Here is a 23,391-nt window from a genome sequence, read left to right as displayed (position 1 = left end):
CTTATGCGCTCCATATGGAAGGGTTCAATCGCCTTCGGCCTGGTGAACGTCCCGGTCAAGGTCTACAGCGCGACTGAAGATCACGACGTCAAGTTCCACCAGGTGCACGAGAAGGACAACGGGCGCATCCGGTACAAGCGGGTTTGCGAGGTGTGCGGCGAGGTCGTCGAGTTACGCGACATCGCCAAGGCCTACGAATCCGACGACGGGCAGACGGTGATCATCACCGACGACGACATCTCGACACTGCCCGAGGAACGCAGCCGTGAGATCGAGGTGCTGGAGTTCGTCCCCGCTAGCGACATCGATCCGATGATGTACGACAGGAGCTACTTCCTCGAGCCAGAGGGCAAGTCGTCCAAGTCGTATGTCTTGCTGGCCAAGACGCTGATGGAGACCGACCGGGTCGCGATCGTGCACTTCGCGCTGCGGAACAAGACGCGACTTGCGGCGCTTCGGGTGCAGGACTTTTCCAAGCGCGATGTCATGGTGATCCAGACGCTGCTGTGGCCCGATGAGATCCGCGACCCCGATTTTCCGTCGCTCGACGCGAAGGTCGACATCAAGCCTGCAGAGCTCAAGATGGCGAGCCAGGTCGTCGAGTCGATGACCGACGACTTCAACCCCGACCGCTACCACGACGACTACCAGGAGCAGCTGCACGAGCTGATCCAGGCGAAACTCGAAGGTGGCGAGGCGTTTACCACCGAGGAGCAGCCTAAGGAGCTCGACGAGACCGAGGACGTCTCCGATCTGCTCGCGAAGCTGGAGGCCAGCGTCAAGGCCCGTCGCGAAGGTGGTTCGGACAAGCCGGCCAAGAAGGCCCCGGCGAAAAAGGCCGCGGCCAAAAAAGCGCCGGCGAAGAAGGCCGCGAAGAAGGCGCCCGCCAAGAAGGCAGCCAAGAAGGCCGCTGCGAAGAAGTAGCCGTCGCGCACCAGTACCGCGCGTATCCGCAGGGGTGCCGCCGCAGCGGGCGGTTTGGTCATCGATTTCCGTGCTTGGGGTCGGCTTTCACATCTGAACGACTGCGCACAGCGGTGGTCGCGCTGCGCATCGCGTCGCACTAGAAGGGGGGATTCGTAATTGTCGGCTGAGCCAGGCTTGGCGTTGGGTTCTTCCTCGGCGATCATTTCAGTGCGTTCGCGGCGTTCGGCGTTGACGGTCGCGGCGGTCCCGGTCACGAGTCTGATTGCGCCGCGGCATCATTGCGCTGCGGTCAGTCTCGGGCGGTTGAAGGCCGGGCGGTTGGTCGAGTTCGCCGGTTGGTTGGGCCATCCTGGCGACCCCGCCCAAAACTCCTGTGGCCTGCCAAGGCGAGCGATACCCTTCCGCAATGGCCCCAAGCGTGTCCGGGAAGATTGCATTCGTTACCGGCGGCGCATCCGGCATCGGCGCGGCGTTGACGACCAAGTTGGTCGACGGGGGTGCCGAGGTTTGGATCGCCGATCGTCAGGTTGGCCAGGCGCAGGAGTTGGCGCAACGCCTCAACAGTAGCGGTGCAAAGGCGCACGCGATCGAGCTCGATGTGCGCAGCTACCCCTCGTTCGAGCGCACCGTCGCCGAGGCACTGCAGCAATCCGGGCGAATCGACTATCTGTTCAACAATGCTGGCATCTCGGCCGGCGGTGAGATGGGCTCATACACGCTCGATGACTGGAACGACGTCTTCGACGTGAACCTGCGCGGTGTAGTTCACGGCATCCAAGCGGTCTATCCGATCATGATCCGGCAGCGCTCCGGCCACATCGTGAATACAGCTTCGATGGCCGGTCTCATCACCACGCCGGGTCTGGGTAGCTACACTGCCACCAAGCACGCCGTGGTCGCGATCTCGAAGGCGTTGCGGCTGGAGGCCGAGCGGCACGGCGTAAAAGTGTCGGTGCTCTGTCCGGGCGCGATCCGGACCCCGATCCTCACCGGCGGTCAGTACGGACGGAAGATGCCCGGCATCAGCGACGAGGAAATCCTCAAATCTTGGGAGCGGTTGCGGCCGATGGCACCCGAAATTTTCGCCGAGCGCGTGCTTCGGGCCGTGTTGCGCGGAAACGCGATCATTGTGGTGCCAGCGTGGTGGAAGACATTTTGGTACTTGGAGCGACTCTCGCCGGCATTGTGGGCGCGAGTGCTCAAACTCGCGTGAATCGCTGAATGCTCGAGCGGTGTCCGGGGTCACGGCAGCTTAGTGCGAAACTCGCGCAGTCGGTAGGCCAGTTTGCTGGGTGTTAGCTCGAAGTCGTTCCACTGTGACGCCTCGATGCGGCGCACTTCCTCGACGAGCCCCGCGCGAACGGCCGTGCCAGATGTCGGTGCGCAGTTTGACCGTGCGCGACCTGTTTTCGTCGGCGGAATCGGCGGCGTCCACCAATTCCTTGCGCGTTCCTTGCGCGCAGCGAGTGCGGCTTTCGGTCAGTAACCGCCGGCGTTGGCGACCGCGACCAGCGGTTCCCACTGGCATATCGGGCTCGGTCCTCCGTGGCCCGTCGATGTGCGCAGCGCCCACGCGGCAGGTGTGCGAGTTTCGGCTCCACAGCAGTCAGACGGTGAGGCCGGGAGCCAAGGCCTTTGACTATTTCGACGATCTGTAACTGGCGGGTACCTGCCTATGACACGCATCAGCGGCAGATACTGCAACGCCGGTCATCATCCGCGCGGAGAACATCGATGACCTTGGCTGTCGCCGGGCCGCAGCTAACATCACGATTGGGTAACAACCCCGACGGTTATCCATGTGATCTTTGCATTGTGCGGAGTACCGTCGTCCCCGCCATCTGGGCCGCTGGCGTGCACCGAAGCGCCTGACGGGGGGACGAAATCTCGGCGTAGATGGAGCGCCCCGGGTAGTTGCCGCGTCTTGGGTTAACCAGCGGACATGGCTATGTAGTCGTTGCTATGAGGAGGCGGAATGGCATTATTCGGGGCGATCGATGATGGTGTGAGTCGCTCAGCTTCAGCGGCTTCTTCGCCCAACATGGGCACTACGCCAGCCACTCCGATTGCCGTCATCGGCATGGCGTGCCGACTTCCCGGGGGCATCAACTCACCGGAAAAGTTGTGGGAAGCGTTGTTGCGCGGCGATGACCTGATTACCGAAATTCCGCCCGACCGCTGGGACATGGAGGAGTACTACGACCCCGAGCCCGGGGTGCCGGGGCGGTCGGTGTCGAAGTGGGGCTCATTCCTCGATGACGTTGCCGGCTTTGATTCCGAGTTCTTCGGAATCAACGACCGGGAGGCGACTGCGATCGACCCGCAGCATCGCTTGTTGCTGGAAACCTCTTGGGAGGCAGTGGAGCACGCGGGTATCAGCCCAACAACTCTGGCCGGCTCGCGGACCAGTGTGTATGTGGGTTTGACGCATGGCGACTACTTATTGGTGGCAGCCGAAGCCCACTCCTTGGAGGGCGCCTACGGATTCTTGGGCAACAGTGACTGTATGGCGTCCGGGCGGATCGCCTACGCCATGGACCTACGCGCTCCGGCGATGACGGTGGATACCGCATGCTCGTCTGGCCTGGTCACTGTGCATATGGCATGTCGCAGCCTGCATGACGGCGAATCCGACCTTGCGCTGGCCGGCGGCGCCACGGTGACGTTGGATCCACGGAAATCCTCCGCGGGATCGGCGGGCGGCATGCTATCTCCGACCGGACACTGCCATGCGTTCGACGACGCCGCGGACGGGTTTGCGTCCGGGGAGGGTGCCGTCATGGTGCTACTCAAGCGGTTACCGGATGCGCTGCGCGACGGTGATCGCATCTTGGCGGTGGTGCGCGGAAGTGCCCTGAACAACGATGGCCGCACGGTGACCATCACCACGCCGTCGCTTCCCCAGCAGGCCGCGGCCTATCGGGCCGCATTGGATGCGGCGGGCGTGGACGCGGCGACCGTCGGCATGGTGGAAGCACACGGCACCGGCACCCCGGTGGGTGACCCGATAGAATATGCCAGCCTGGCCGAGGTTTACGGCATCGAAGGCCCCTGCGCGCTCGCCTCGGCGAAGACCAATTTCGGACATAACCAGTCGACCTCGGGAACAATGGGCTTCGTCAAGGCGGTCCTCGCCGTACAGCATGGTGTGGTTCCCCAGAATCTCCACTTTTCCCGCCTGCCCGATAAGCTCGCCGAAATCCAGACCAATCTCTTTGTGCCGCAGGAAAATACGCCGTGGCCCAGCAACGGTCATCAAGCCCCGCGGCGAGCGGCGGTGTCTGCGTACGGGTTCTCGGGAACAAACGCCCATGCGATTTTGGAGCAAGCTCCCGCGACCCCAGAAACCAACGCGCAACACGAGAGGGAAGCCGAAGCGGCAACGAGGGCACCACTGCTGTTTGCGCTGTCGTCCACCTCGGCCGACGAACTGCGCCGCACCGCCGGCCAGCTGGCCGACTGGGTGCAAGCACATGCCGACGTGGCGTTGCCGGATCTCGCCTACACGCTGGCGCGCCGGCGTGGGCACCGGCCGGTGCGCACGGCGGTCTTCGCCGGCAGTCTCCAGGAGCTGACGGCAGGGTTGCGTGAGGTCACCGAGGGTGACGCGCCCTACCAGGCCGCATCCGGCCAAGACGACTGCGGACCGGTGTGGGTGTTCTCCGGACATGGGTCGCAATGGGCCGGAATGGGTGCTGCCCTGCTGGCCAACGAGCCCGTGTTCGCCGCCACCATCGCTGCTGTCGAGCCGCTGATAGCCGAGGAGTCCGGGTTCTCGGTGACCGAGGCGATGACGGCGCCCGAGGTGGTGACCGGCGTTGACCGCGTGCAGCCAACACTCTTCGCCATGCAGGTTGCGATGGCGGCCACCATGAAGTCCTACGGAGTGCGCCCGGGCGCGGTGATCGGGCACTCCTTGGGAGAGACCGCCGCGGCGGTGGTTGCGGGGGCGCTGTCCCTGGAAGACGGGGTACGTGTCATTTGCCGCCGCTCGCGGCTGATGGCCAGCATCGCCGGTTCCGGGGCGATGGCGTCGGTGGTGTTGCCTGCCCAGCAGGTGCTTTCCGAGCTGATGGCCCGCGGAATCAATGACGTCGTGATCGCGGTGGTGGCCTCCCCGGAGTCCACGGTGATCGGCGGGGCCCCTCAGACCGTGCGCGAGCTGGTCGCTGAGTGGGAGCAGCGCGACGTGATGGCCCGCGAGGTGTCCATCGACATCGCGTCGCATACTCCCCAGGTCGAACCCATCCTGGGTGATTTGTCCGAGGCCCTGGGCGAGCTGACCCCAAGGACACCAGATGTCCCGTTGTACTCGACGAGCCTGTTCGACCCGCGCGAGCAGCCCGTGTGCGATGCCCGCTATTGGGTGGACAATCTGCGGCGCACGGTGCGGTTCGCCGCGGCGGTGCAGGCCGCTCTGGAGGACGGCCACCGCGTCTTCGCCGAGCTGGCACCACATCCGCTGCTCACCCACCCTCTCGAGCAGAACGCCCGCAGCGTCGACGTGCCAATGGCCGCTCTGGCGGGCATGCGTCGCGAGCAAGAACTGCCGCACGGGCTACGTGGCTTCGTGGCGGATCTGCATTGTGCGGGCGCCGCGGTCGACTTCTCCGCGCTCTATCCGAGTGGGCGACTGCTGGACGCGCCGCTGCCGAGCTGGACGCACCGTCAGCTGCTGTTGACCCGCGACGGTGGTCAGGAATCCCCAACACACGGCGCATGCACCGTATCAGTACATCCGTTGCTGGGCTCGCATGTGCGCTTGCAGGAGGAACCGGAGCGTCACGTCTGGCAAGGGGAGGTCGGCACCGCAGCCCAGCCCTGGCTGGGCGATCACCAGGTCCGCAATATGGTTGTGTTCCCAGGAGCGGCTTACTGCGAGATGGCGCTAGCGGCCGCGCACGCAGTGCTGGGCGAGGCTTCTGAGATCCGGGATATCCAATTCGAGCGGGCGCTGTTGCTGGATGAGCAGACCACGATCGGCGCCTCGGCGTCGTTGTCGTCGCCGGGCGTCGTCGATTTCACCGTGGAGACAAATCAGCAGGGCGAACAAACGCGGCAAGCTACCGCGGTCCTACACGCCGCAGAGGACGAGCAGCCTCCTGCGCACAACACAGTCGCGCTACTTGCCGCACACCCGCGTCGCGAGGACGGCGACGAGCTGCGGATGCGCCTGGACCAGCGTGGTCTTCAGTACGGTCCGGCGTTCGCCGGTCTTGGCGCCGTGCACACCGGCGACGGGGCAACCGTACTGGCCGAGGTCGCGCTACCCCGCCAAATCCGCTCACAGCAAGGCGCTTACCGCGTGCATCCCGCACTGTTGGATGCCTGCACTCAGTCCGTTGCGGCCCATCCCGACGTCCAGGCGCTGGGCGAAGCTGTGTTTGGGTTGCCGCTGGGTATGCGTCGCATCCGCTCCTACACTGCTGTCCGCGACGCCCACTACTGCTACACACGAGTGACGAAAGCCGATCCGTCCGGGGTTGAGGCCGACATCGACGTGCTCGACGAGCACGGAGCAGTTCTGCTCGCCGTGCAGGGGCTGCGATTGAGTGCCAGCGCCTCCGAGACCGCCAACAAAGATCGGATACTGGCCGAGCGACTGCTGACCATTGAATGGCGGCAGCGGGAACTGCCCGACGTGGAATACGCAGACCCTGGAACCTGGCTGCTGATCAGCACCACCGCCACCGCGGATGTGGTGGCCACCACGTTGACCGACGCGCTGAAAAACAGTGGCGCGCAATGCACCAACATGTGCTGGCCACAGAATGCCGACTTCGCCTCCAACGCGGAACAGCTTGGAAACCATTTGCGCGCAGGTGGATTCACCGGTGTGGTGATCCTCACGGGACCGAAAAACGGCGACGCCGATGACCAGTCCCCGCTGCTAGGCCGCGAGTATGTGGAGCATCTGGTGCATATCGCCCGCGAGTTGCCAGAGCTCCCTGGCGAGCCCCCTCGCCTCTACGTCCTGACCCGCAATGCTCAGACGGTGCTGGCCGGAGACCGATGCAACCTGCAACAAGCTGGGCTGCGTGGCCTGGTCCGGGTGATCGGCACCGAACATCCGCATCTGCGCGCCACCCAGGTCGATGTGGACGAAGCCATCGAAGCTGAGCAGTTGGCGCAACAACTGCTCAGCGGGTCCGAAGAAGACGAGACCGCCTGGCGAGAGGGCCAGTGGTACGTCGCGCGGTTGTCCCTCAGTGCGCTGGGCCCCGAAGAGCGACGCACCACCGTGGCGAACCATGAGCACGACGGGATGCGCCTGCAAATCCGTACGCCGGGCGATTTGGAGTCGATCGAACTCGTTGCGTCCGACCGAGTTACACCGGGGCCGGGACAGATCGAGGTCGCGGTCAGCGCATCCAGCATCAACTTCGCTGACGTCCTGGTCGCATTCGGCCGCTACCCTGCCTTCGAGGGGCAGCTGCCGCAATTAGGGACCGATTTTGCCGGAGTGGTGACCGCGGTCGGACCAGAGGTGACCGACCACAAGGTGGGCGACCATGTCGGCGGTGTTTCCCCCAACGGCTGCTGGGGTACGTTCATCACCTGCGACGCGCGCCTGGCTGTGCCCCTGCCGGCCGGCCTGACCGACGCTCAGGCCGCCGCGGTGACCACCGCGACAGCCACCGCCTGGTACGGCTTGCACGATTTGGCCCACATCAGTAGCGGCGACAAGGTACTGATCCACTCCGCAACCGGCGGGGTCGGCCAGGCAGCGATCGCGATCGTTCGCGCCGCGGGGGCCGAGATCTTTGCCACCGCCGGCAGTGAGCAGCGTCGGCAACTATTGCGCGACATGGGTATTGAGCATGTCTACGACTCGCGCAGCATCGAGTTCGCCGAGCAGATTCGCCGCGACACCGACGGCTATGGCGTGGACATCGTGCTCAACTCGGTCATCGGCGCCGCCCAGCGCGCGGGCGTCGAATTGCTCACGTTCGGAGGACGATTCGTCGAGATCGGCAAACGCGACATCTACGGCGACACCCGGTTGGGGCTCTTCCCGTTCCGGCGCAACCTGACGTTCTACGCCCTGGACCTGGCGTTGCTGGCATTCAGCCGCCCGGACCGGCTGCGAGATTTGCTGACCACGGTGTACCAGCTCACCGCGGACGGCTCGCTGCCTATGCCGGAGAGCACGCACTACCCGCTGGCCGACGCCGGTACCGCGATTCGGGTGATGAGCGGCGCCCAGCACACGGGCAAACTGATTCTCGACATTCCGCGCGCCGGGCGCAGCAACGTGGTGCTGCCGCCGGAGCAGGCCCCGGTTTTCCGCCGCGACGGCGCCTACCTCATCACCGGCGGGCTCGGGGGGTTGGGGCTGTTCTTGGCCGAGAAGATGGCAGCGGGCGGCTGCGGGCGTATCGTGCTGTCCTCGCGCTCGCAGCCTACTGCCGAGGCACTCGAAACGATCGAGCACATCCGCGCGATCGGTGTCGACGTGGTGGTGGAGTGTGGCGACATCGCCCAACCCGACACTGCGCAGCGGTTGGTGGCCACAGCGACTTCCACTGGGCTTGCGGTGCGCGGTGTGCTGCATGCGGCGGCGGTCATCGAGGACGCCACACTGACCAATATCACCGACGAACTCATCGAGCGTGACTGGGCGGCAAAGGTTTACGGTGCGTGGAACTTACACACTGCCACCGCCGACCAGCCGCTGGACTGGTTCTGCTCGTTCTCGTCGGCGGCCGCGCTGGTGGGCTCGCCCGGGCAGGGCGCCTACGCCGCAGCCAACAGCTGGCTGGACGCCTTCTCTCTGTGGCGCCGGAATAAGGGGCTGCCGACCACCGCGATCGCATGGGGCGCCTGGGGGCAGATCGGGCGCGCCACTGCGTTAGCGGAGAGCGCCGCAGACATGGCTATCGCTCCCGACGACGGCGCTTACGCGTTCGAGACGCTGTTGCGCCACGACCGCGCCTACACCGGATATGCGCCGATCACAGGGACCCCGTGGTTGTCCGCCTTCGCCCAGCACAGCCCCTTCGCTGAAGCGTTCCGCTCCACCGGGCAGAACGCCATGGGCAGCAGCAAACTGCGTGCCGAGCTCAACGAGCTACCCCTAGACGAGTGGCCTACTCGGCTGCGGCGTTTTATCTCCGACCAAGTCAGCCTGATCCTGCGTCGCAGCGTCGATCCCGACCGTGGGCTCGCTGAGTACGGCATGGACTCGTTGGGCGCCCTCGAACTGCGCACCCGCATCGAGACCGAAACAGGAATACGCATCAACGCCTCCGACCTCGTCGCATCTGGCAGCGTTCGCGGTTTGGCGGGGCTCCTGAGCGAAAAGCTGGCGCCCGCTGAGGCCGGTTAAGAGCGATGCGTCAGCTTTAGCCTGCACCCATGGATGGGCCGGTGACTTGATCGGCGTGTGACGCCGACATGCCTCGTGAACTAGGACCATACGAGGGCAGATACCGATGTTGTCGAAATTCGAAGCGTTTGCGACGTTTGACGAGCACGCGGTGTATCCCCCGTGGGTCCAGGTACCCCGATGTGACTGGTCCGATCTTCCCGACCGATCTGCCCTAAAGCGCGTCCAATCAGGGCCGCTCTCAACGGATCACGTCCACATGCGCCGGATCGAGCAGGGATGCCGGCGGATATGCAGAAGGGGGAAGCGCGTGGACAGATCGTGAAGTTCAACAGTTCGGCGCGGGGATGACGCGCGACTGACGCGGCAAACGCTTAGCGCTGCCCGACCGGCCGCGCCGAAATTAGAACGTGTTTCAGAAACTGCTCACCCGGTGCTGCCTAGTATTGCTAAGGTTCGCCGGGGCGACGGAAGGAAACGATCGTGATTCTGGACAGATTTCGGCTGGACGACCACGTCGCGGTCGTCACCGGCGCAGGCCGTGGCCTCGGGGCTGCGATGGCGCTGGCCTTCGCGGAAGCCGGTGCTGACGTGGTCATTGCCGCCCGCACGCAGTCGCAACTCGAAGAGGTGGCCGAACAGATCAAGGGTGTCGGCCGCAAAGCTCACGTCGTGGTCGCCGACCTCGCCCACCCCGAGGACACCGCCAAGCTGGCGGCGGAGGCCATCGAGGCCTTCGGCAAACTAGACATCGTCGTGAACAACGTCGGCGGCACCATGCCCAACACGCTGCTGACCACGTCCACCAAGGACCTTCGCGACGCCTTCACGTTCAACGTCGCCACCGCGCACGCACTCACCACCGCCGCCGTCCCGCTGATGCTCGAGCATTCCGGCGGCGGCAGCATCATCAACATCACGTCGACGATGGGCCGCGAAGCCGGCCGCGGTTTCGCCGCTTACGGCACCGCGAAGGCCGCGCTCGCGCACTACACCCGCCTCACCGCGTTGGACCTGTGCCCCAAGATTCGCGTCAACGCGATCGCCCCCGGATCGATCCTCACCTCGGCGCTCGACGTGGTCGCCTCCAACGACGAACTGCGTCAACCGATGGAAAAGGCCACGCCCATGCGCAGATTGGGTGATCCCGAGGACATCGCCGCGGCCGCGGTGTACCTGGCCTCCCCCGCCGGGTCCTACCTGACCGGTAAGACGCTCGAGGTCGACGGCGGCCTCACCTTTCCGAACCTCGACCTGCCCATCCCGGATCTGTGAGGAACTGCATGCCCATCACAGTCGCCGCCATCGGCACCGGCAACGTCGGACGCCACGCACTGACCTAGCTGCTCGACGCCGTGCTGACCGGCGTGAGGGTGTCCTCGGATTCCAAGGCCGGTAAGGGCGCCGGAGAGCTTGCCGGGCTTGACGTCTCGACGGGGGTCGCAACGGCCGCCCGCATCGTCAACGCGATCCCCGCGGTGGTCGCCGCTCCGGCCGGCATCAGGACCACACTTGACCTTCCGCTGATCACCGGAAAAGGGTTGTACTCTGTGCACTAAGCCGGGGAACACTTAAGAAGGGCGCGCGCCTATGCGGACCACACTTCGATTCCTAACTCCGCCGTTTGCCGCTGCCGGAGCAGCGGCCGCAATCTTGGCCGCCCCCGCGGCCAGCGCCCAACCGGCGCCCGAACCTGCGCCTGCGCCTGCCCCTATACAGGAGCAGCGTCCACAGGCGTCGGGTCTCCCACAATGCGTCAACGAGGGCGGATCCGCAGCCCTCGGCGGCTCCGCGACCGAGTGCGCAACGCCGGGCAACGTGCAGATCAATGACACGCCCGCCCAGCAGGAGTACGTCGGCCCGTGGGGCGACATGTGGGGCGAGCCCGGCTTGTTCTTTCCCTGATCGGGGTCTTGGTTACGGCCTAGGAGCCACCCTTGCGAATTGACATTCGCTACCTAGCAACGCTTTTCGTAGGCATCTGCGCAAGTACGGCTATCGCCGCGCCCATCGCAGGCGCCCAAACCGGTTCGACGGTGCCCCAATGCGTCAACACCGGTGGAGCTGAGGCCATCGGCGGCTCGACGACCGAATGCGCGACCCCGGGCAATGTCTCCATCAATGCCACCCCCGCCCAACCGACATATCTGTATCCGTGGGACGACGAGTTCTACGGCCCCGCTCTGATCATGGGCGGTGGCGGTTACCACGGCGGTGGCGGCGGCCACGGCGGCCGCTGATCACCCAATACCGCGGCCCAAGGAGGCCCACAATGCGGTCCAGGATTCGTTATACCGCAACACTTTTCGCATTGACAGGCGCATGCGCTGTCGCCCTCGCGCCGGCAGCTGCTGCAATGCCCGAATGCACCAACACCGCTCCGTACACGACACAGTGTCAGACCAACGGCAGCTCTCAGATCGTCACCTCGCCTCAGCCGATCAACGACTGGGGCGGTTGGGGGCCGTGGGGCGGCGGTCTCGTCATCGGGATCGGCGGCTGGGACTGGTGACACCCCACTAGTTTCACGTCGGAGGTTTCGGCTAACCTAACTTTTCTATTCGTTGTTCCGATAGAAAGGTGGGTTGGTGGCGCAGGGCGTTGACGTGCGGGTGCAGCCGAAATGGCTGCTGCTCGGACCGGCGTTCGTCGCCGCGATCGCCTACGTCGACCCCGGCAACGTCGCTGCCAATGTCAGCGCCGGCGCGCAATTCGGTTTTCTACTGGTGTGGGTTATCGTCGCGGCCAACGCGATGGCCTGTCTGGTGCAATATCTATCGGCGAAGCTCGGTCTGGTCAGCGGGCAGTCGCTGCCCGAAGCCGTCGGCAACAGAATGCGACGCCCAACCCGGCTGGCCTACTGGCTGCAGGCCGAATTGGTCGCGATGGCAACGGATCTCGCCGAGGTGGTGGGCGGCGCTATCGCGCTGTACCTGCTCTTCGATCTGCCACTTCTCACCGGCGGCGTGATCACCGGCGCCGTGTCGCTGTTGCTGCTGGTGGTCAAGGACCGCCGCGGTCAGCAGATGTTCGAGCGGGTCATCACCGGCCTCCTGCTGGTCATCGCGATCGGATTCTTCACGAGCCTGTTCGTCGCACCGCCACCGGCGGATGAGGCCGCCGCCGGTCTCGTGCCGATGTTCGCGGGCCCCGAGAGCGTCCTGATCGCCGCGGCGATGCTCGGCGCGACCGTGATGCCGCACGCGGTGTACCTGCACTCCGGTCTCGCCCGCGACCGCCACGGGCATCCCGAACCGGGCCCCACGCGCCGCATGCTGCTGCGCGTCACCCGCTGGGATGTCGGCATCGCCATGGTTGTCGCGGGTGCGGTCAACCTGTCGATGCTGCTGGTGGCGGCGACGAACCTGCAGGGCCGCGACAACACGGACTCGATCGAGGGCGCCCACGCCGCGGTCAGCGACACGTTGGGCCCGACAGTCGCTCTGTTGTTCGCGATCGGATTGCTCGCTTCGGGTCTCGCGTCGTCGTCGGTGGGCGCCTACGCAGGCGCGATGATCATGCAGGGCTTGCTGCACGTGTCCATTTCGATGGTGGCGCGCCGGCTCATCACCCTCGTGCCCGCGCTGGTGATCCTCGCAATCGGCGTCGATCCGAGCCGCGCGCTGGTCTTGTCCCAGGTGGTGCTGTCTTTCGGAATCCCGTTCGCGCTGATCCCCTTGGTACGTCTGACCAGCGATCGCGCGCTGATGGGCGACGACACCAACCACGGCGTGACGACAGCTCTCGGGTGGCTTGTCGCTGCATTGATTACTGTGCTGAATGTGGTGCTCATCTATCTCACCGTCAAGGGCTGATGCGACACACGTACTTCGCCTACGGGTCGAACGTGTGCGTTCGGCAGATGGCGCAGCGGTGCCCCGGCGCGGTCGACCCGCGGCCGGCGACGCTGGCCGACCACGACTGGCTGATCAACGAGCGCGGCGTGGCGACCGTCGAACAGTTCGACGGCTCGCAGGTACACGGTGTCATGTGGCAGCTGACCGACAACGATCTCGCCACCCTCGACAGCGCAGAAGGCGTGCCGGTTCGGTATCGCCGGGACCGGCTCACGGTGCACACCGACGACGGCTCGCACCAGGCGTGGGTCTACATCGATCATCGCGTCGAACCGGGACCGCCGCGAGAGGGCTACCTTGAACGCATCATCGACGGCGCCCTGCACCACGGCCTACCCCAGCGATGGGTGGACTTCCTCAAGCGGTGGGATCCCACCCAGTGGCCCGGCAGCACTGCTAAGCCGAATTCGCCCCCACCACAGACACTTTCGGAACTACTCGCGGACCCGGGCGTCACCGAGGAACTCACGCTGCGGTCGCGGTTCGGATTCATGGCCATCCACGGCGGCGGCCTTGAGCAGATGACCGACGTCATCGCCGAGCGCGCCGCCGATGCCGCGCACGCTTCGCTGTATGTCGTGCGCCATCCCGACCACTACCCACACCACCTGTCGTCGGCGCGGTATCACGCTGCGGAGTCCGAACGACTCGCCGAGTTCCTCGACCACGTCGACGTCGCGGTGTCGCTCCACGGGTACGGGCGAATCGGCCGCAGCACTCACCTGCTGGCCGGCGGACGCAACCGCCCGCTGGCCGAACATCTCGCGCAGCACGTCACCGTCCCGGGGTATCAGATGATCACCGACATCGATTCGATCCCCCGTGAGCTGCGGGGCCTACACCCCGACAACCCGGTGAACCGCGTGCGCGGGGGCGGCGCACAGCTCGAACTCACGCCGCGGGTTCGGGGCATCAGTCCGCGCAGCCAGTTGCCCGGAGACGACGGCATCTCCCCGGCGACCTCGACTTTGGTGCAGGGGCTGGCCGCGGCCGCGCGTTCTTGGGAACTTCCCCCCGGTTAGAGCCATCCGGTCTTTCCCCGGCTCCGAATACGGGATGTGGCTTTCATGCATCCCGACGAGCGCACCGTCGCCGTCATCGGCAGCGGAGTGTCAGGCCTGGTCGCCGCCTATGTTCTGGCGCAGCGCAACCGCGTGACCCTCTACGAGGCCGACTCCCGGCTGGGCGGCCATGCCCACACCCACCAGATTGCCCTTGGGCAGGACGACGGCCGCACCACCGGCGTCGACTCGGCGTTCCTCGTACACAACGACCGCACGTACCCCACGCTGTGCCGGCTGTTCGACGAACTCGGCATCGCCACCCGCGACACCGACATGTCGATGTCAGTTCGCGACGACGCGAGCGGGCTCGAGTACGCGGGCGCCCGCGGGATCGGCGGGCTGTTCCCGTCGTTGTCGTCGCTGACCCGCCCGCGCTACCTCTACATGCTGGCTGAGGTCAAGCGATTCCACCGGGCGGCGCAGCGCCTGCTCGAGAGCGACGCGGACGAGGCGACCGTCGGCGAATTCCTGGACCGCCACGGCTTCTCCCAGTTCTTCGTCGACCACTTCATGACGCCGCTCATCGCCGCGGTGTGGTCGGCGCCGCCGGGCCAGTCGCTGAACTATCCGGCGCGGTATTTGTTCGTGTTCCTGGAGCACCACGGCATGCTGTCCGTCTTCAACTCGCCCACCTGGCGGACGGTGGTCGGCGGTTCCGCCACATACGTCGACGCGGTGGCCCAAGTCATCGACGAGGTGCGTATCGGCGCGGCGGTGCGCTCGGTGCGACGGCGGCCCGACGGCGTCGAGGTGTCAGACGGGATCAGCACGCCTCGAAGCTACGACGCCGTCGTCATCGCCACACATCCCGACCAGGCGTTGCAGATGCTTGCCGAACCGACATCGGCGCAGCGGTCGATACTCGGCGCCATTGAGTACAGCACAAACCACGCGCAACTCCACACCGACGAATCGGTGCTCCCCAGGCACCGCCGCGCCCGCGCGTCCTGGAACTACCTGGCCACGTCCGGCGACGCACCGGTGATGGTCACCTACGACGTGAGCCGGCTGATGCGCCTCGATGACGCCCCGCGGATTCTGGTGACGCTCGGCGGACAGGACCGTGTCGACCCTGCCAGTGTGCTCACCGAGATGACGTACAGCCACCCGATGTACACGCCGACCTCTGTTGCCGCTCAACAGCTTTTACCGACGTTGAACGACGACCGCATGGTGTTCGCCGGCGCCTACCACGGCTGGGGATTCCATGAAGACGGTGCGGTTTCCGGAGTGCGGGCGGCCCAGCACCTCGGAGTCGATTGGCCCGCCACTGCTCGCGAGGCGGTGACATGCTGAATTCGGCCATCTATCGCACGCGGATCACCCATCTGCGCCGCGCACCAGTGCACCACTACTTCGAGCATCGCGGGTACAGCTGGTACGTCGACATTGACAACTTGCCGAAGCTGCCCGGATGGCTGCGGCCATTCGCTCGGTTCGAGGCCAGCGATCACTTCAGTGCGGTCGACGGACCGAATGCCACACTGCGGCAACGTGTCGACGCGTTCCTCGCCGAACGCGGCATCGACTTGAACGGTGGCCGCGTCACCGCGCTGCTGCAGGCCCGGGTCCTCGGATACGTGTTCAATCCGCTCAGCATCTACTGGTGTCACGACGCAGACGGGACGCTGCGCCACGTCATCGCCGAGGTGCACAACACCTACGGCGGTCGCCACGCCTACCTGCTTCCGCCCGACAGTGACCATCCCACGATCGTGATGAAGAAGCTGTACGTCTCGCCGTTCAACGCGGTGGATGGTTACTACCTGGTGAACGCCCCTCGGCCCGATGAGCAGCTCGACGTGCGAATCTCGTTGCACCGTGAGAATCAGCCGGCCTTCGTCGTCACCATGCGCGGAAAGCGCAGGCACGCAAGCATTGCGGAGATCCTGCGACTGCAGCTGGTGGCGCCGGTGGCTCCCTTGATGGGCTCGATCGGTATCCGAATACAGGGCATCACGCTCTGGCTGCGACGAGTTCCCGTCGTGCCTCGTAAGTCCAACGAAAAGGAAAGAGTCCACCAGTCGTGACGATCGATCTGACGTCAGTCTCCTCGGCCACAATCGATTCCGACAGATGGCCGGCTGTGGCGCGGGTGCCGGACGGTCCAGTCAGCGTCGCAACGGGTGCGATCGCCGATCGGTTGTTCCGCCGCGCGGCGTCGCGGTTGCCGATCCGCGTCGTCTACCCCGACGGCACGGTCGTCGGTGCAGCGGACCCCACCCTGCCTACTATGGTCGTGCACCGGCCCGAGGCGATGGTGCGCCGCGTCGGCCGTTACGGCCTCATCGGTTTCGGCGAGTCGTATATGGCCGGCGACTGGAGCTCCACGGACATCGCGGGTCTGCTCACCGAGTTCGGCAAGCGGCTGACGGAGCTGATTCCCCCTGTTCTGCAGCGGTTCCGGCCGCTCGCCGTCGTACGTCCGCCGCGGTCGCAGTACAACAGCCGTCGACAGGCCCGTCGCAACATCGCCGACCACTACGATCTATCGAACATTATGTTCGCCGAGTTCCTCGACGAAACCATGACGTACTCGAGTGCGCTCTTCGAATCCCTGCCCGCCCATGAGTCGGGCCTCGCCGACGCGCAACGGCGGAAGATCGACCGCCTCCTCGACGCCGCGGGCGTCGGACCGAACAGCCAGGTACTCGAGATAGGCACCGGCTGGGGTGAACTATGCATCCGCGCCGCGAGGCGTGGCGCACACATCCGTTCGGTCACCCTGTCGGCCGAGCAACAACGACTGGCGCAGCGGCGGGTGGCCGACGCGGGATTTTCCGACCTGGTCGAGATCGACCTGAGCGACTACCGCGACGTCGAAGGCTCCTACGACGCCGTCGTCTCGATCGAGATGGTCGAAGCGGTCGGATACCCGTTCTGGCCCACGTACTTTCAGACGCTCGACCGCCTGGTGGCGCCCGACGGGCGGGTCGCGATCCAGGCCATCACCATGCCGCACGACCGGATGCTGGCCAGTCGCAACACCTACACCTGGATCCAGAAGTACATCTTCCCCGGCGGTCTGCTGCCGTCGACCGAGGCGATCCTAGGCATCACCGGGTCCACAACCCGACTGCGCACCGTCGACATGTACTCCCTGCAACCGCACTACGCCGAGACGCTACGGTTGTGGCGGGAGCGCTTTGTCGAGCGCCGGGACACCCTGGCGGAGTTGGGTTTCGACGACGTGTTCCACCGGATGTGGGAGCTCTACCTCGCCTACTCCGAGGCCGGCTTCCGATCGGGATATCTCGACATCTATCAATGGACATTCGCACCGTCGGGACATCAGAGATGAATCTCTTCGTCGTCTCCGCGGCGTCGCTGGCGATCCTGGTCGTCGTCCACACCACCACGTTCCTGATCGGCCGTCGGATCGGCCGCTACAACGTCGTCGACACCGCCTGGGGTGTGGGTTTCGTCGCGGTCGCCGCTGTCGCCGCCGTAGCCGGCACAGGTGACGCGTTCAGACGATTCCTGCTGCTGATCCTTGTCGCGGTATGGGGACTGCGACTCGCGTGGCACATGACCCTCAAATCGGCCGGCAAGGGCGAAGATCCGCGCTATCGGGATCTGCTGCGCGGCGATTTCTCGGCGGGTCATGTGATCCGCAAGGTGTTCCTGATCCAGGCGGCGGCGACATGGTTTGTCTCACTGCCGCTGCAACTTTCGGCTGTTCTCGGCCCGACGCCTGCGATTCTGCGTCCGGTGCTGATCGCCGGCGTGGCCGTATGGGCGGTCGGCCTGCTCTTCGAGGCCGTCGGAGACCACCAGTTGCGCCAGTTCAAGGCTGACCCGGCCAACAAGGGCGTCATCATGGACCGCGGTCTGTGGGCGTGGACACGGCATCCCAACTACTTCGGCGACGCATGCGTGTGGTGGGGGCTGTGGCTGGCCAGTATCGCGGGCGCAGTTTCGCTCGTCACTGTGCTGTCGCCGGTGGTCATGACGTATTTCCTGGTGTATGCCACCGGCGCGCGACTCACCGAGAAGTACATGGCGAATCGCGACGGCTTCCATGAATATCGTTCGCGTACTTCATTTTTCGTACCGCGACCGCCTAGATCGCGAATAACGTGACGCTGATTGCACCGGTCGATAGGCTACGGCTTGTGACCAGGGACCTCGACGAACTGTTGCGCCAAGTGGCCCGACAGGACGTCGACGCGTTCGCGGAGTTCTACGACCAGACCCGGGCGCGGGTATTCGGCCTGGTCACCCGGGTTCTGCGCGATCCCGGCTACAGCGAGGAAACCACCCAGGACATCTATCTGCAGGTGTGGCGCACTGCGGATGCCTACAATCCCGCGGCGGGGTCCCCGTTGTCGTGGCTGATGACGCTCGCGCATCGCCGGGCCGTGGACCGGGTGCGTTCCGAGCAGGCCGCAAGCCAGCGCGAATCCCGCTATGGCGCTGCCAACGTCGAGCCGCCGTCGGACCAGGTCGCCGAGTCGGTGATTCTGAGTGACGAGCGGCGTCAGGTGACCGACTGTCTCGGCTCACTGACCGATACCCAGCGAGAGGCCATTCACCTCGCCTATTACGACGGCCTGACCTACGTGCAGGTGTCCGAGCGGCTGTCGGCCAACCTCGCGACGATCAAATCGCGGATGCGTGACGCCATCCGCGGCCTACGCAGGTGTTTGGGACTGACATGACTCAACCAATAGACGATCTGACCGGACTCGCGACGCCGTATGCGCTGCATGCGATGCCCGAGGCCGAGCGCGCCGACATCGACCGGCGTCTCGCCGACGCACCAGCCGACGTCGCGCGGGCCTTCGACGACGAGGTTCGTGCGGTGCGCGAGACCATGGCGGTGATCTCGGCCGCCACTGCCGTCGAGCCGCCGTACGAACTCCGCGACCGCGTCCTCGCCGAGATCAACGCGGCGCCGGTCGTGCCGTTGCGACGCAAGCCCAGGCCTTGGCGGGCGACGATTCTGGCTGCCGCGGCGGCGGTCATCATCGGACTCGGTGCACTCGGCGTCGGTTATGCGCTGCGGCCCGCACCGACGGTGTCGACGGCGGAGCAGATTTTCGCCGCGCCAGATGTGCGTACCGTGTCCGGCGAAATTCCCGGCGGCGGAACAGCGACCGTCGTGTTCTCCCGCGAGAAGAACGCCGGCGTGCTGGTGATGAACAACGTGGCGCCTCCGGAGACCGGCACCGTCTACCAAATGTGGTTGATCAACGACGAGGGGCCGCATTCGGCGGGCACCATGGACGCGCAGGCCGTTGCGCCATCGACCACCGCAGTGCTGCCGGATCTCGACGGGTCGGGCACGCTGGCCTTCACCATCGAGCCGACCGGCGGTTCACTGATGCCGACCACGGAGCCATTCGCGGCACTGCCGCTGGCCTAGATTCCCTCGAGGGTGGCCGCGGCGGCCTCGGCGATCACATCGGCGACGTCGTGACCGCGCTGCCACGCCCGCCGTTGTCGCGTCGCCCCGTTGCCGTGTTCGGCGACGCGGTCCAGTCCGCTGGTGACGAGGTCGTAGTCGCCGACCGCCTCGAGCGCGGGCCGCAGGTGCTCGACCATGCGGCGCAACAACATTGGCGCGGGCGCGCACTCGTGGCCCTCGGTCAGGTCCAGCGCTTCGCCATCGAGGCCGTCGCGGGCAGACTTCCAGTAGGCGGCCCGCAGCGCATGTGCTGTCAACGGGGGCACCGGTTGTCGCTGCCGCTCGTCGTCCAGCGCCGTCATGACCGCGGCGCGTACCAACGCCCCTAGCAGCACCGTATCGGCCACCGTAGCCGGCACGTCGGCGACGCGGACCTCGACGGTCGGGAAGTTCGCCGAGGGCCGAACGTCCCAATAAACCATGCCATCGTCCAGCGCGGCGCCCGCCCGGATCATCATCTGTACGACGGCGTCGTACTCGTCGACGGAGTCGAACTGAGGCGGCGGCCCGGCACTGGGCCAACGCGCCCACAGCACACTGCGCCAGCTGGCGTATCCGGTGTCGGTGTTGCGGTAGATCGCCGAGTTCGCGGACAGCGCAAGCAACAGCGGAAGCCAGGGCCGCAGCCGGTTGCTCACCCGGATCGCGACCTCCCGGCTGGGCACGGCGACGTGCACATGGGCGCCGCAGATGCCCTGTTCGTGGGCGATCATTCCGTGCGCTTCGGCAATCCTGCGATAGCGCGGGGTGTCGGTGATCGGGAACTCGTGCGGCACGGTGGGCGGCAGCCCGACGGCCAACAGCCGGGCACCGGCAGCCTCGGCTGCCTCCGCGGTGATGCGGCGCAGCCTGAGCAGCTGGTCGGTCAGTTCGCGGGTGCCGCCGACCACGTCGGTGGCGGTCTCGACCTGACAGCTGGTCAGCTCGAGCTGCAACTCCACCCCGCGGTCGGCGGCGTGACCGGCGACCGTCTTGTTGACGGCAACGGGCTCACCTGATGCGGGATCGGCGAGCAGGAATTCCTCCTCGACGCCGATCGTGGGATGAGTGGCCATGGTCTGAAAATTGATCCAGTCTGAAAATTGATCCGGTCCGTCGGAGGCAGGCTCACGACGGACCGGATCGGGGTGACAAGTCCTGAGTTGGGCGACTCCGGGGTACGAAGTCGGCGGCAGAGTCATGCCCGTTACCGACTCCGGCTAAACCTCGGCCTGCGAACTCCTACGATCAGCGGATGGCCAAAGATTTCCGGTTCGGTGTGGGGCTGCAGGCGGCACGTCGGCAAAAGTCGGTCCAGGACTGGGCGCGCCGCGCGGAGGACATGGGCTACGACATCATCCACATGGCCGACCACCTCTATACGACGGCGCCGTTCCCGATGATGACGGCGATGGCGATGGCGACCGAAAAGCTGCGGGTCGGCACGTTCGTGCTGAATGCCGGCTTCTACCGGCCCGCGCTACTGGCGCGGGACGTCACGTCGCTGCGCGACCTCAGTGGCGGCCGTTTCGATCTCGGCCTTGGCGCGGGGTACGTCAAGGAGGAGTTCGAGCAGGCCGAGTTGCCGTACCCGACTGCGGGTGAACGCGTCGCGTGGCTGCGTCACGTCACCGAGCACATGAACGAGCACGCGGCGGATGTGCCGATCCTCATCGCAGGCAACGGCGACAAGCTGCTTACCCTCGCCGCACAGAGAGCCGACATCATCGGGCTGACGGGTGGGCACCCCATCATCGGCGGGAAGGATCCACTTTCCGATCGCATCGCCTTCGTGCGGGAGGCCGCCGGTGACCGGTTCGATGAGCTGGAACTCAATCTGTCCGTGATCGCACTGCCCACCGACAACTCGGGGGTTCCCGACTTGTCGCTCGTGCGACGGTTCCTGCCGGACCTGAACGAGGAAGAGATGCTGGCCACCCCCGCCGTCTTCTCGGGCACGCCGCGCGACATCGCCGACACAATCCGCGACCTACGCGACACCTACGGCATCACCTACATCACCGTGCAGCAGCAGCACGGCGAGGAGTTCGCGAAGGTGATCGCTGAACTGCGCTGAAAGTGCCTAGGCGTCGACTCGGGAGAATTGGTTCTGCCGGTAATGCTCGACACATGTTGCGCGCCTGACCTTGCCGCTCGTGGTGATCGGTATTGCACCGGGCGACACCATGACCAGATCCGAAATGGCGAGACCGTGCGAGTTGGAGATCGCTGAGGTCACTTCCCGCTTGACGACGGTCAGCTTGTCGGCAGCCTCCTGCTCGGAAGCACCTCGCTTCTTGACCTCGGCGATGACGACGAGCTTCTCCGTGTGACCGTCCGGGACCGCGATCGCAGCACACCGGCCCGCTGTAATCTCCTGGATCGTCGCCTCAATGTCGTCGGGAGAGTGGTTGCGCCCGTACACAATTAGCAGATCCTTGATCCGGCCGATGACGAACAGCTCGTCGTCGAAGAAGAAGCCCTGATCTCCGGTGCGCAACCACGGACCTTCGGGTGTGCCCGCAGACGGCGCGACAACGGTTGCCTTGAAGGTGTTTTCGCTCTCTTCCGGCCTCTGCCAATAGCCCAGGGCGACGTTGTCGCCGTATACCCAGATCTCACCCGTCATCCCCGCCGGGCACTCGGTCCTGGTATCGGGATCAACGACCCGAACTGTCGGCGAATGCGGCACACCGTAACTCACCAGCGGTGTACCACCGCTCTCACAGCGCTCTGCTCGGCCAGCGGTCAGCTTGTCCGAATCGAAACGCACGATCTTCGGGAGCTGATTCGGCCGACCGGTCGCCGCGTACACGGTCGCTTCGGCCAGCCCATACCCGGGTCGCAACGCCGTATCGCGAAGGTTGAAGCGGGCGAACCGGTCAGTGAAGCGCTTGATGGTGGCGGGATGAATCCGCTCGCTGCCACTGCCGATGCCGCGCACCTCCCCGAGGTCCAGCCCGGCCATGTCGTCGTCGGATGTCTTTTTCGCCGCGATTTCGAAAGCGAAGTTGGGCGCCGACGAGAACGCATGGCGATTGCTTGCCATCAACTGCATCCACCGAGCCGGCCGCTGCAGGAACGCGAACGGGCTCATTAGGACAGCGTGAAGTCCCGCCAGGATGGGCACGAAGACCCCCACCATAAGACCCATGTCGTGATAGAACGGCAGCCACGACACGATCGTGGTGTCAGGCGGTGGGACATTACCGTCGTCGGCGAACAGGTCGGCCATGAGCTGCCCGTAATTGGTCATCAGGTTCTTGTTCGACACCATGACCCCCGCAGGCGTGCGGGTCGACCCGGAGGTGTACTGCAGAAACGCAATCTCCGGGCGATCCGCGAACCCGGCTACGGATCCCGGCGGCGCATCCAAATCGAGCAGATCGACAGCGACTACTGCTGTTGCGGATTCGCTATTCTGCGTTTTCAAGGCCTCTTTGACGAGTCCGGCGACAGCGGACGTTGTGAGAACGACAGCTGGCGACGAATCACCGAGTACCGAATTCACGCGTTCATCGGTGACGCCGCCCAGTGGAACCGACAGCGGGACAGCGATCAAACCCGCCTGTAGGGCTCCGTAAAAGGCGACGATGTAGTCCAGTCCCTGGGGTGCCGATATCACGGCTCGATCGCCAGGCGACGCATGGCGTTTGAGTTCGTGGGCGACGTTCGTCGTTCGCCGGTACACCTGCGACCACGTCAGGCTTTCGGCGACACCGTTCCAATCCTGCTCGTAATCGATGAACGTGAACGCGGTGTCGTTGGGCTGAAAGCCTGCACGCTCGCGCAGGATATCGGCGGGGGAAGACTCGATCACAGCGG

18 protein-coding genes and 1 pseudogene are annotated in these 23,391 nt (G+C 65.4%); 17 read left to right on the top strand and 2 right to left on the bottom strand.

The genetic code is table 11. From position 1 onward, the window contains the following. Positions 1-3: 3 nt before the first annotated feature. The 16 genes and pseudogenes from ACIA48_RS23035 to ACIA48_RS22960 all read left to right on the top strand — a co-directional run bounded on the left by ACIA48_RS23035 (position 4) and on the right by ACIA48_RS22960 (position 19,545). Positions 4-924, top strand: a complete 921-nt coding sequence (locus ACIA48_RS23035; RefSeq protein ID WP_396736962.1) for a Ku protein — start codon at positions 4-6, stop codon at positions 922-924. A 409-nt stretch (positions 925-1,333) separates the two neighbouring features. Next, complete coding sequence (locus ACIA48_RS23030; protein WP_396736959.1) at positions 1,334-2,140, top strand: SDR family NAD(P)-dependent oxidoreductase; 807 nt, start codon at positions 1,334-1,336, stop codon at positions 2,138-2,140. Positions 2,141-2,968: 828 nt separating this feature from the next. Then, complete coding sequence (gene pks2 / locus ACIA48_RS23025; RefSeq protein WP_396736957.1) at positions 2,969-9,256, top strand: sulfolipid-1 biosynthesis phthioceranic/hydroxyphthioceranic acid synthase; 6,288 nt, start codon at positions 2,969-2,971, stop codon at positions 9,254-9,256. Between the two features lie 483 nt (positions 9,257-9,739). Continuing rightward, positions 9,740-10,531: an SDR family oxidoreductase gene (locus ACIA48_RS23020; protein WP_396736954.1), complete on the top strand. Its 792-nt coding sequence runs from the start codon at positions 9,740-9,742 to the stop codon at positions 10,529-10,531. Between the two features lie 161 nt (positions 10,532-10,692). Next, positions 10,693-10,815, top strand: a pseudogene (locus ACIA48_RS23015) (diacylglycerol kinase); the annotation flags it as partial. Positions 10,816-10,846: 31 nt separating this feature from the next. Beyond that, positions 10,847-11,161, top strand: coding sequence for a hypothetical protein (locus ACIA48_RS23010; protein ID WP_396736951.1), 315 nt, complete (start codon positions 10,847-10,849; stop codon positions 11,159-11,161). Between the two features lie 32 nt (positions 11,162-11,193). Further along, the gene (locus ACIA48_RS23005) at positions 11,194-11,496 is read left to right on the top strand and encodes a hypothetical protein (protein WP_396736948.1); all 303 of its coding nucleotides are present in this window, start codon (positions 11,194-11,196) and stop codon (positions 11,494-11,496) included. A 116-nt stretch (positions 11,497-11,612) separates the two neighbouring features. Next, positions 11,613-11,768: a hypothetical protein gene (locus tag ACIA48_RS23000; RefSeq protein WP_396736945.1), complete on the top strand. Its 156-nt coding sequence runs from the start codon at positions 11,613-11,615 to the stop codon at positions 11,766-11,768. 76 nt (positions 11,769-11,844) lie between these two features. Then, the gene (locus ACIA48_RS22995; protein WP_396736943.1) at positions 11,845-13,071 is read left to right on the top strand and encodes an Nramp family divalent metal transporter; all 1,227 of its coding nucleotides are present in this window, start codon (positions 11,845-11,847) and stop codon (positions 13,069-13,071) included. Beyond that, complete coding sequence (locus tag ACIA48_RS22990) at positions 13,071-14,135, top strand: poly-gamma-glutamate hydrolase family protein (protein WP_396736940.1); 1,065 nt, start codon at positions 13,071-13,073, stop codon at positions 14,133-14,135. The genes ACIA48_RS22995 and ACIA48_RS22990 overlap by 1 nt, the downstream gene beginning before the upstream one ends. A 45-nt stretch (positions 14,136-14,180) precedes the next feature. Then, a complete protein-coding gene (locus tag ACIA48_RS22985; protein WP_396736937.1) occupies positions 14,181-15,473 on the top strand; it encodes an NAD(P)/FAD-dependent oxidoreductase in 1,293 nt (430 codons plus the stop codon). Beyond that, positions 15,467-16,207, top strand: a complete 741-nt coding sequence (locus ACIA48_RS22980; protein WP_396736934.1) for a DUF1365 domain-containing protein — start codon at positions 15,467-15,469, stop codon at positions 16,205-16,207. Before ACIA48_RS22985 ends, ACIA48_RS22980 begins: the two co-directional genes overlap by 7 nt. Next, positions 16,204-17,478 (top strand): class I SAM-dependent methyltransferase, encoded by a 1,275-nt coding sequence (locus ACIA48_RS22975; protein WP_396736931.1) that lies wholly within the window; start codon positions 16,204-16,206, stop codon positions 17,476-17,478. Before ACIA48_RS22980 ends, ACIA48_RS22975 begins: the two co-directional genes overlap by 4 nt. Next, positions 17,475-18,260 carry a DUF1295 domain-containing protein gene (locus ACIA48_RS22970; protein ID WP_396738421.1) on the top strand — a complete coding sequence of 262 codons (786 nt, stop codon included), beginning with the start codon at positions 17,475-17,477 and terminating at the stop codon, positions 18,258-18,260. The genes ACIA48_RS22975 and ACIA48_RS22970 overlap by 4 nt, the downstream gene beginning before the upstream one ends. Further along, on the top strand, positions 18,257-18,838 hold the full coding sequence (locus ACIA48_RS22965; RefSeq protein ID WP_396736928.1) for a sigma-70 family RNA polymerase sigma factor: 582 nt from the start codon (positions 18,257-18,259) through the stop codon (positions 18,836-18,838). The genes ACIA48_RS22970 and ACIA48_RS22965 overlap by 4 nt, the downstream gene beginning before the upstream one ends. Beyond that, positions 18,835-19,545: an anti-sigma factor domain-containing protein gene (locus ACIA48_RS22960; protein ID WP_396736925.1), complete on the top strand. Its 711-nt coding sequence runs from the start codon at positions 18,835-18,837 to the stop codon at positions 19,543-19,545. The genes ACIA48_RS22965 and ACIA48_RS22960 overlap by 4 nt, the downstream gene beginning before the upstream one ends. Here the strand turns inward: ACIA48_RS22960 and ACIA48_RS22955 are convergent. After that, on the bottom strand, positions 19,542-20,642 hold the full coding sequence (locus ACIA48_RS22955; RefSeq protein ID WP_396736922.1) for a glutamate--cysteine ligase: 1,101 nt from the start codon (positions 20,640-20,642) through the stop codon (positions 19,542-19,544). The genes ACIA48_RS22960 and ACIA48_RS22955 overlap by 4 nt on opposite strands. Before the next feature lie 179 nt (positions 20,643-20,821). On the opposite strand from ACIA48_RS22955, the gene ACIA48_RS22950 reads away from it, so the two are divergent. Further along, positions 20,822-21,643, top strand: a complete 822-nt coding sequence (locus ACIA48_RS22950) for a TIGR03621 family F420-dependent LLM class oxidoreductase (protein ID WP_396736919.1) — start codon at positions 20,822-20,824, stop codon at positions 21,641-21,643. A gap of 6 nt (positions 21,644-21,649) precedes the next feature. Here the strand turns inward: ACIA48_RS22950 and ACIA48_RS22945 are convergent, their stop codons facing one another. After that, the gene (locus tag ACIA48_RS22945; protein ID WP_396736916.1) at positions 21,650-23,386 is read right to left on the bottom strand and encodes an AMP-binding protein; all 1,737 of its coding nucleotides are present in this window, start codon (positions 23,384-23,386) and stop codon (positions 21,650-21,652) included. Positions 23,387-23,391 lie beyond the last annotated feature (5 nt).

The sequence above is a fragment of the Mycobacterium sp. NPDC051804 genome (genome assembly GCF_044452905.1).
Classification (GTDB): domain Bacteria; phylum Actinomycetota; class Actinomycetes; order Mycobacteriales; family Mycobacteriaceae; genus Mycobacterium.
This window is presented reverse-complemented; position numbering and strand designations above follow the sequence as displayed.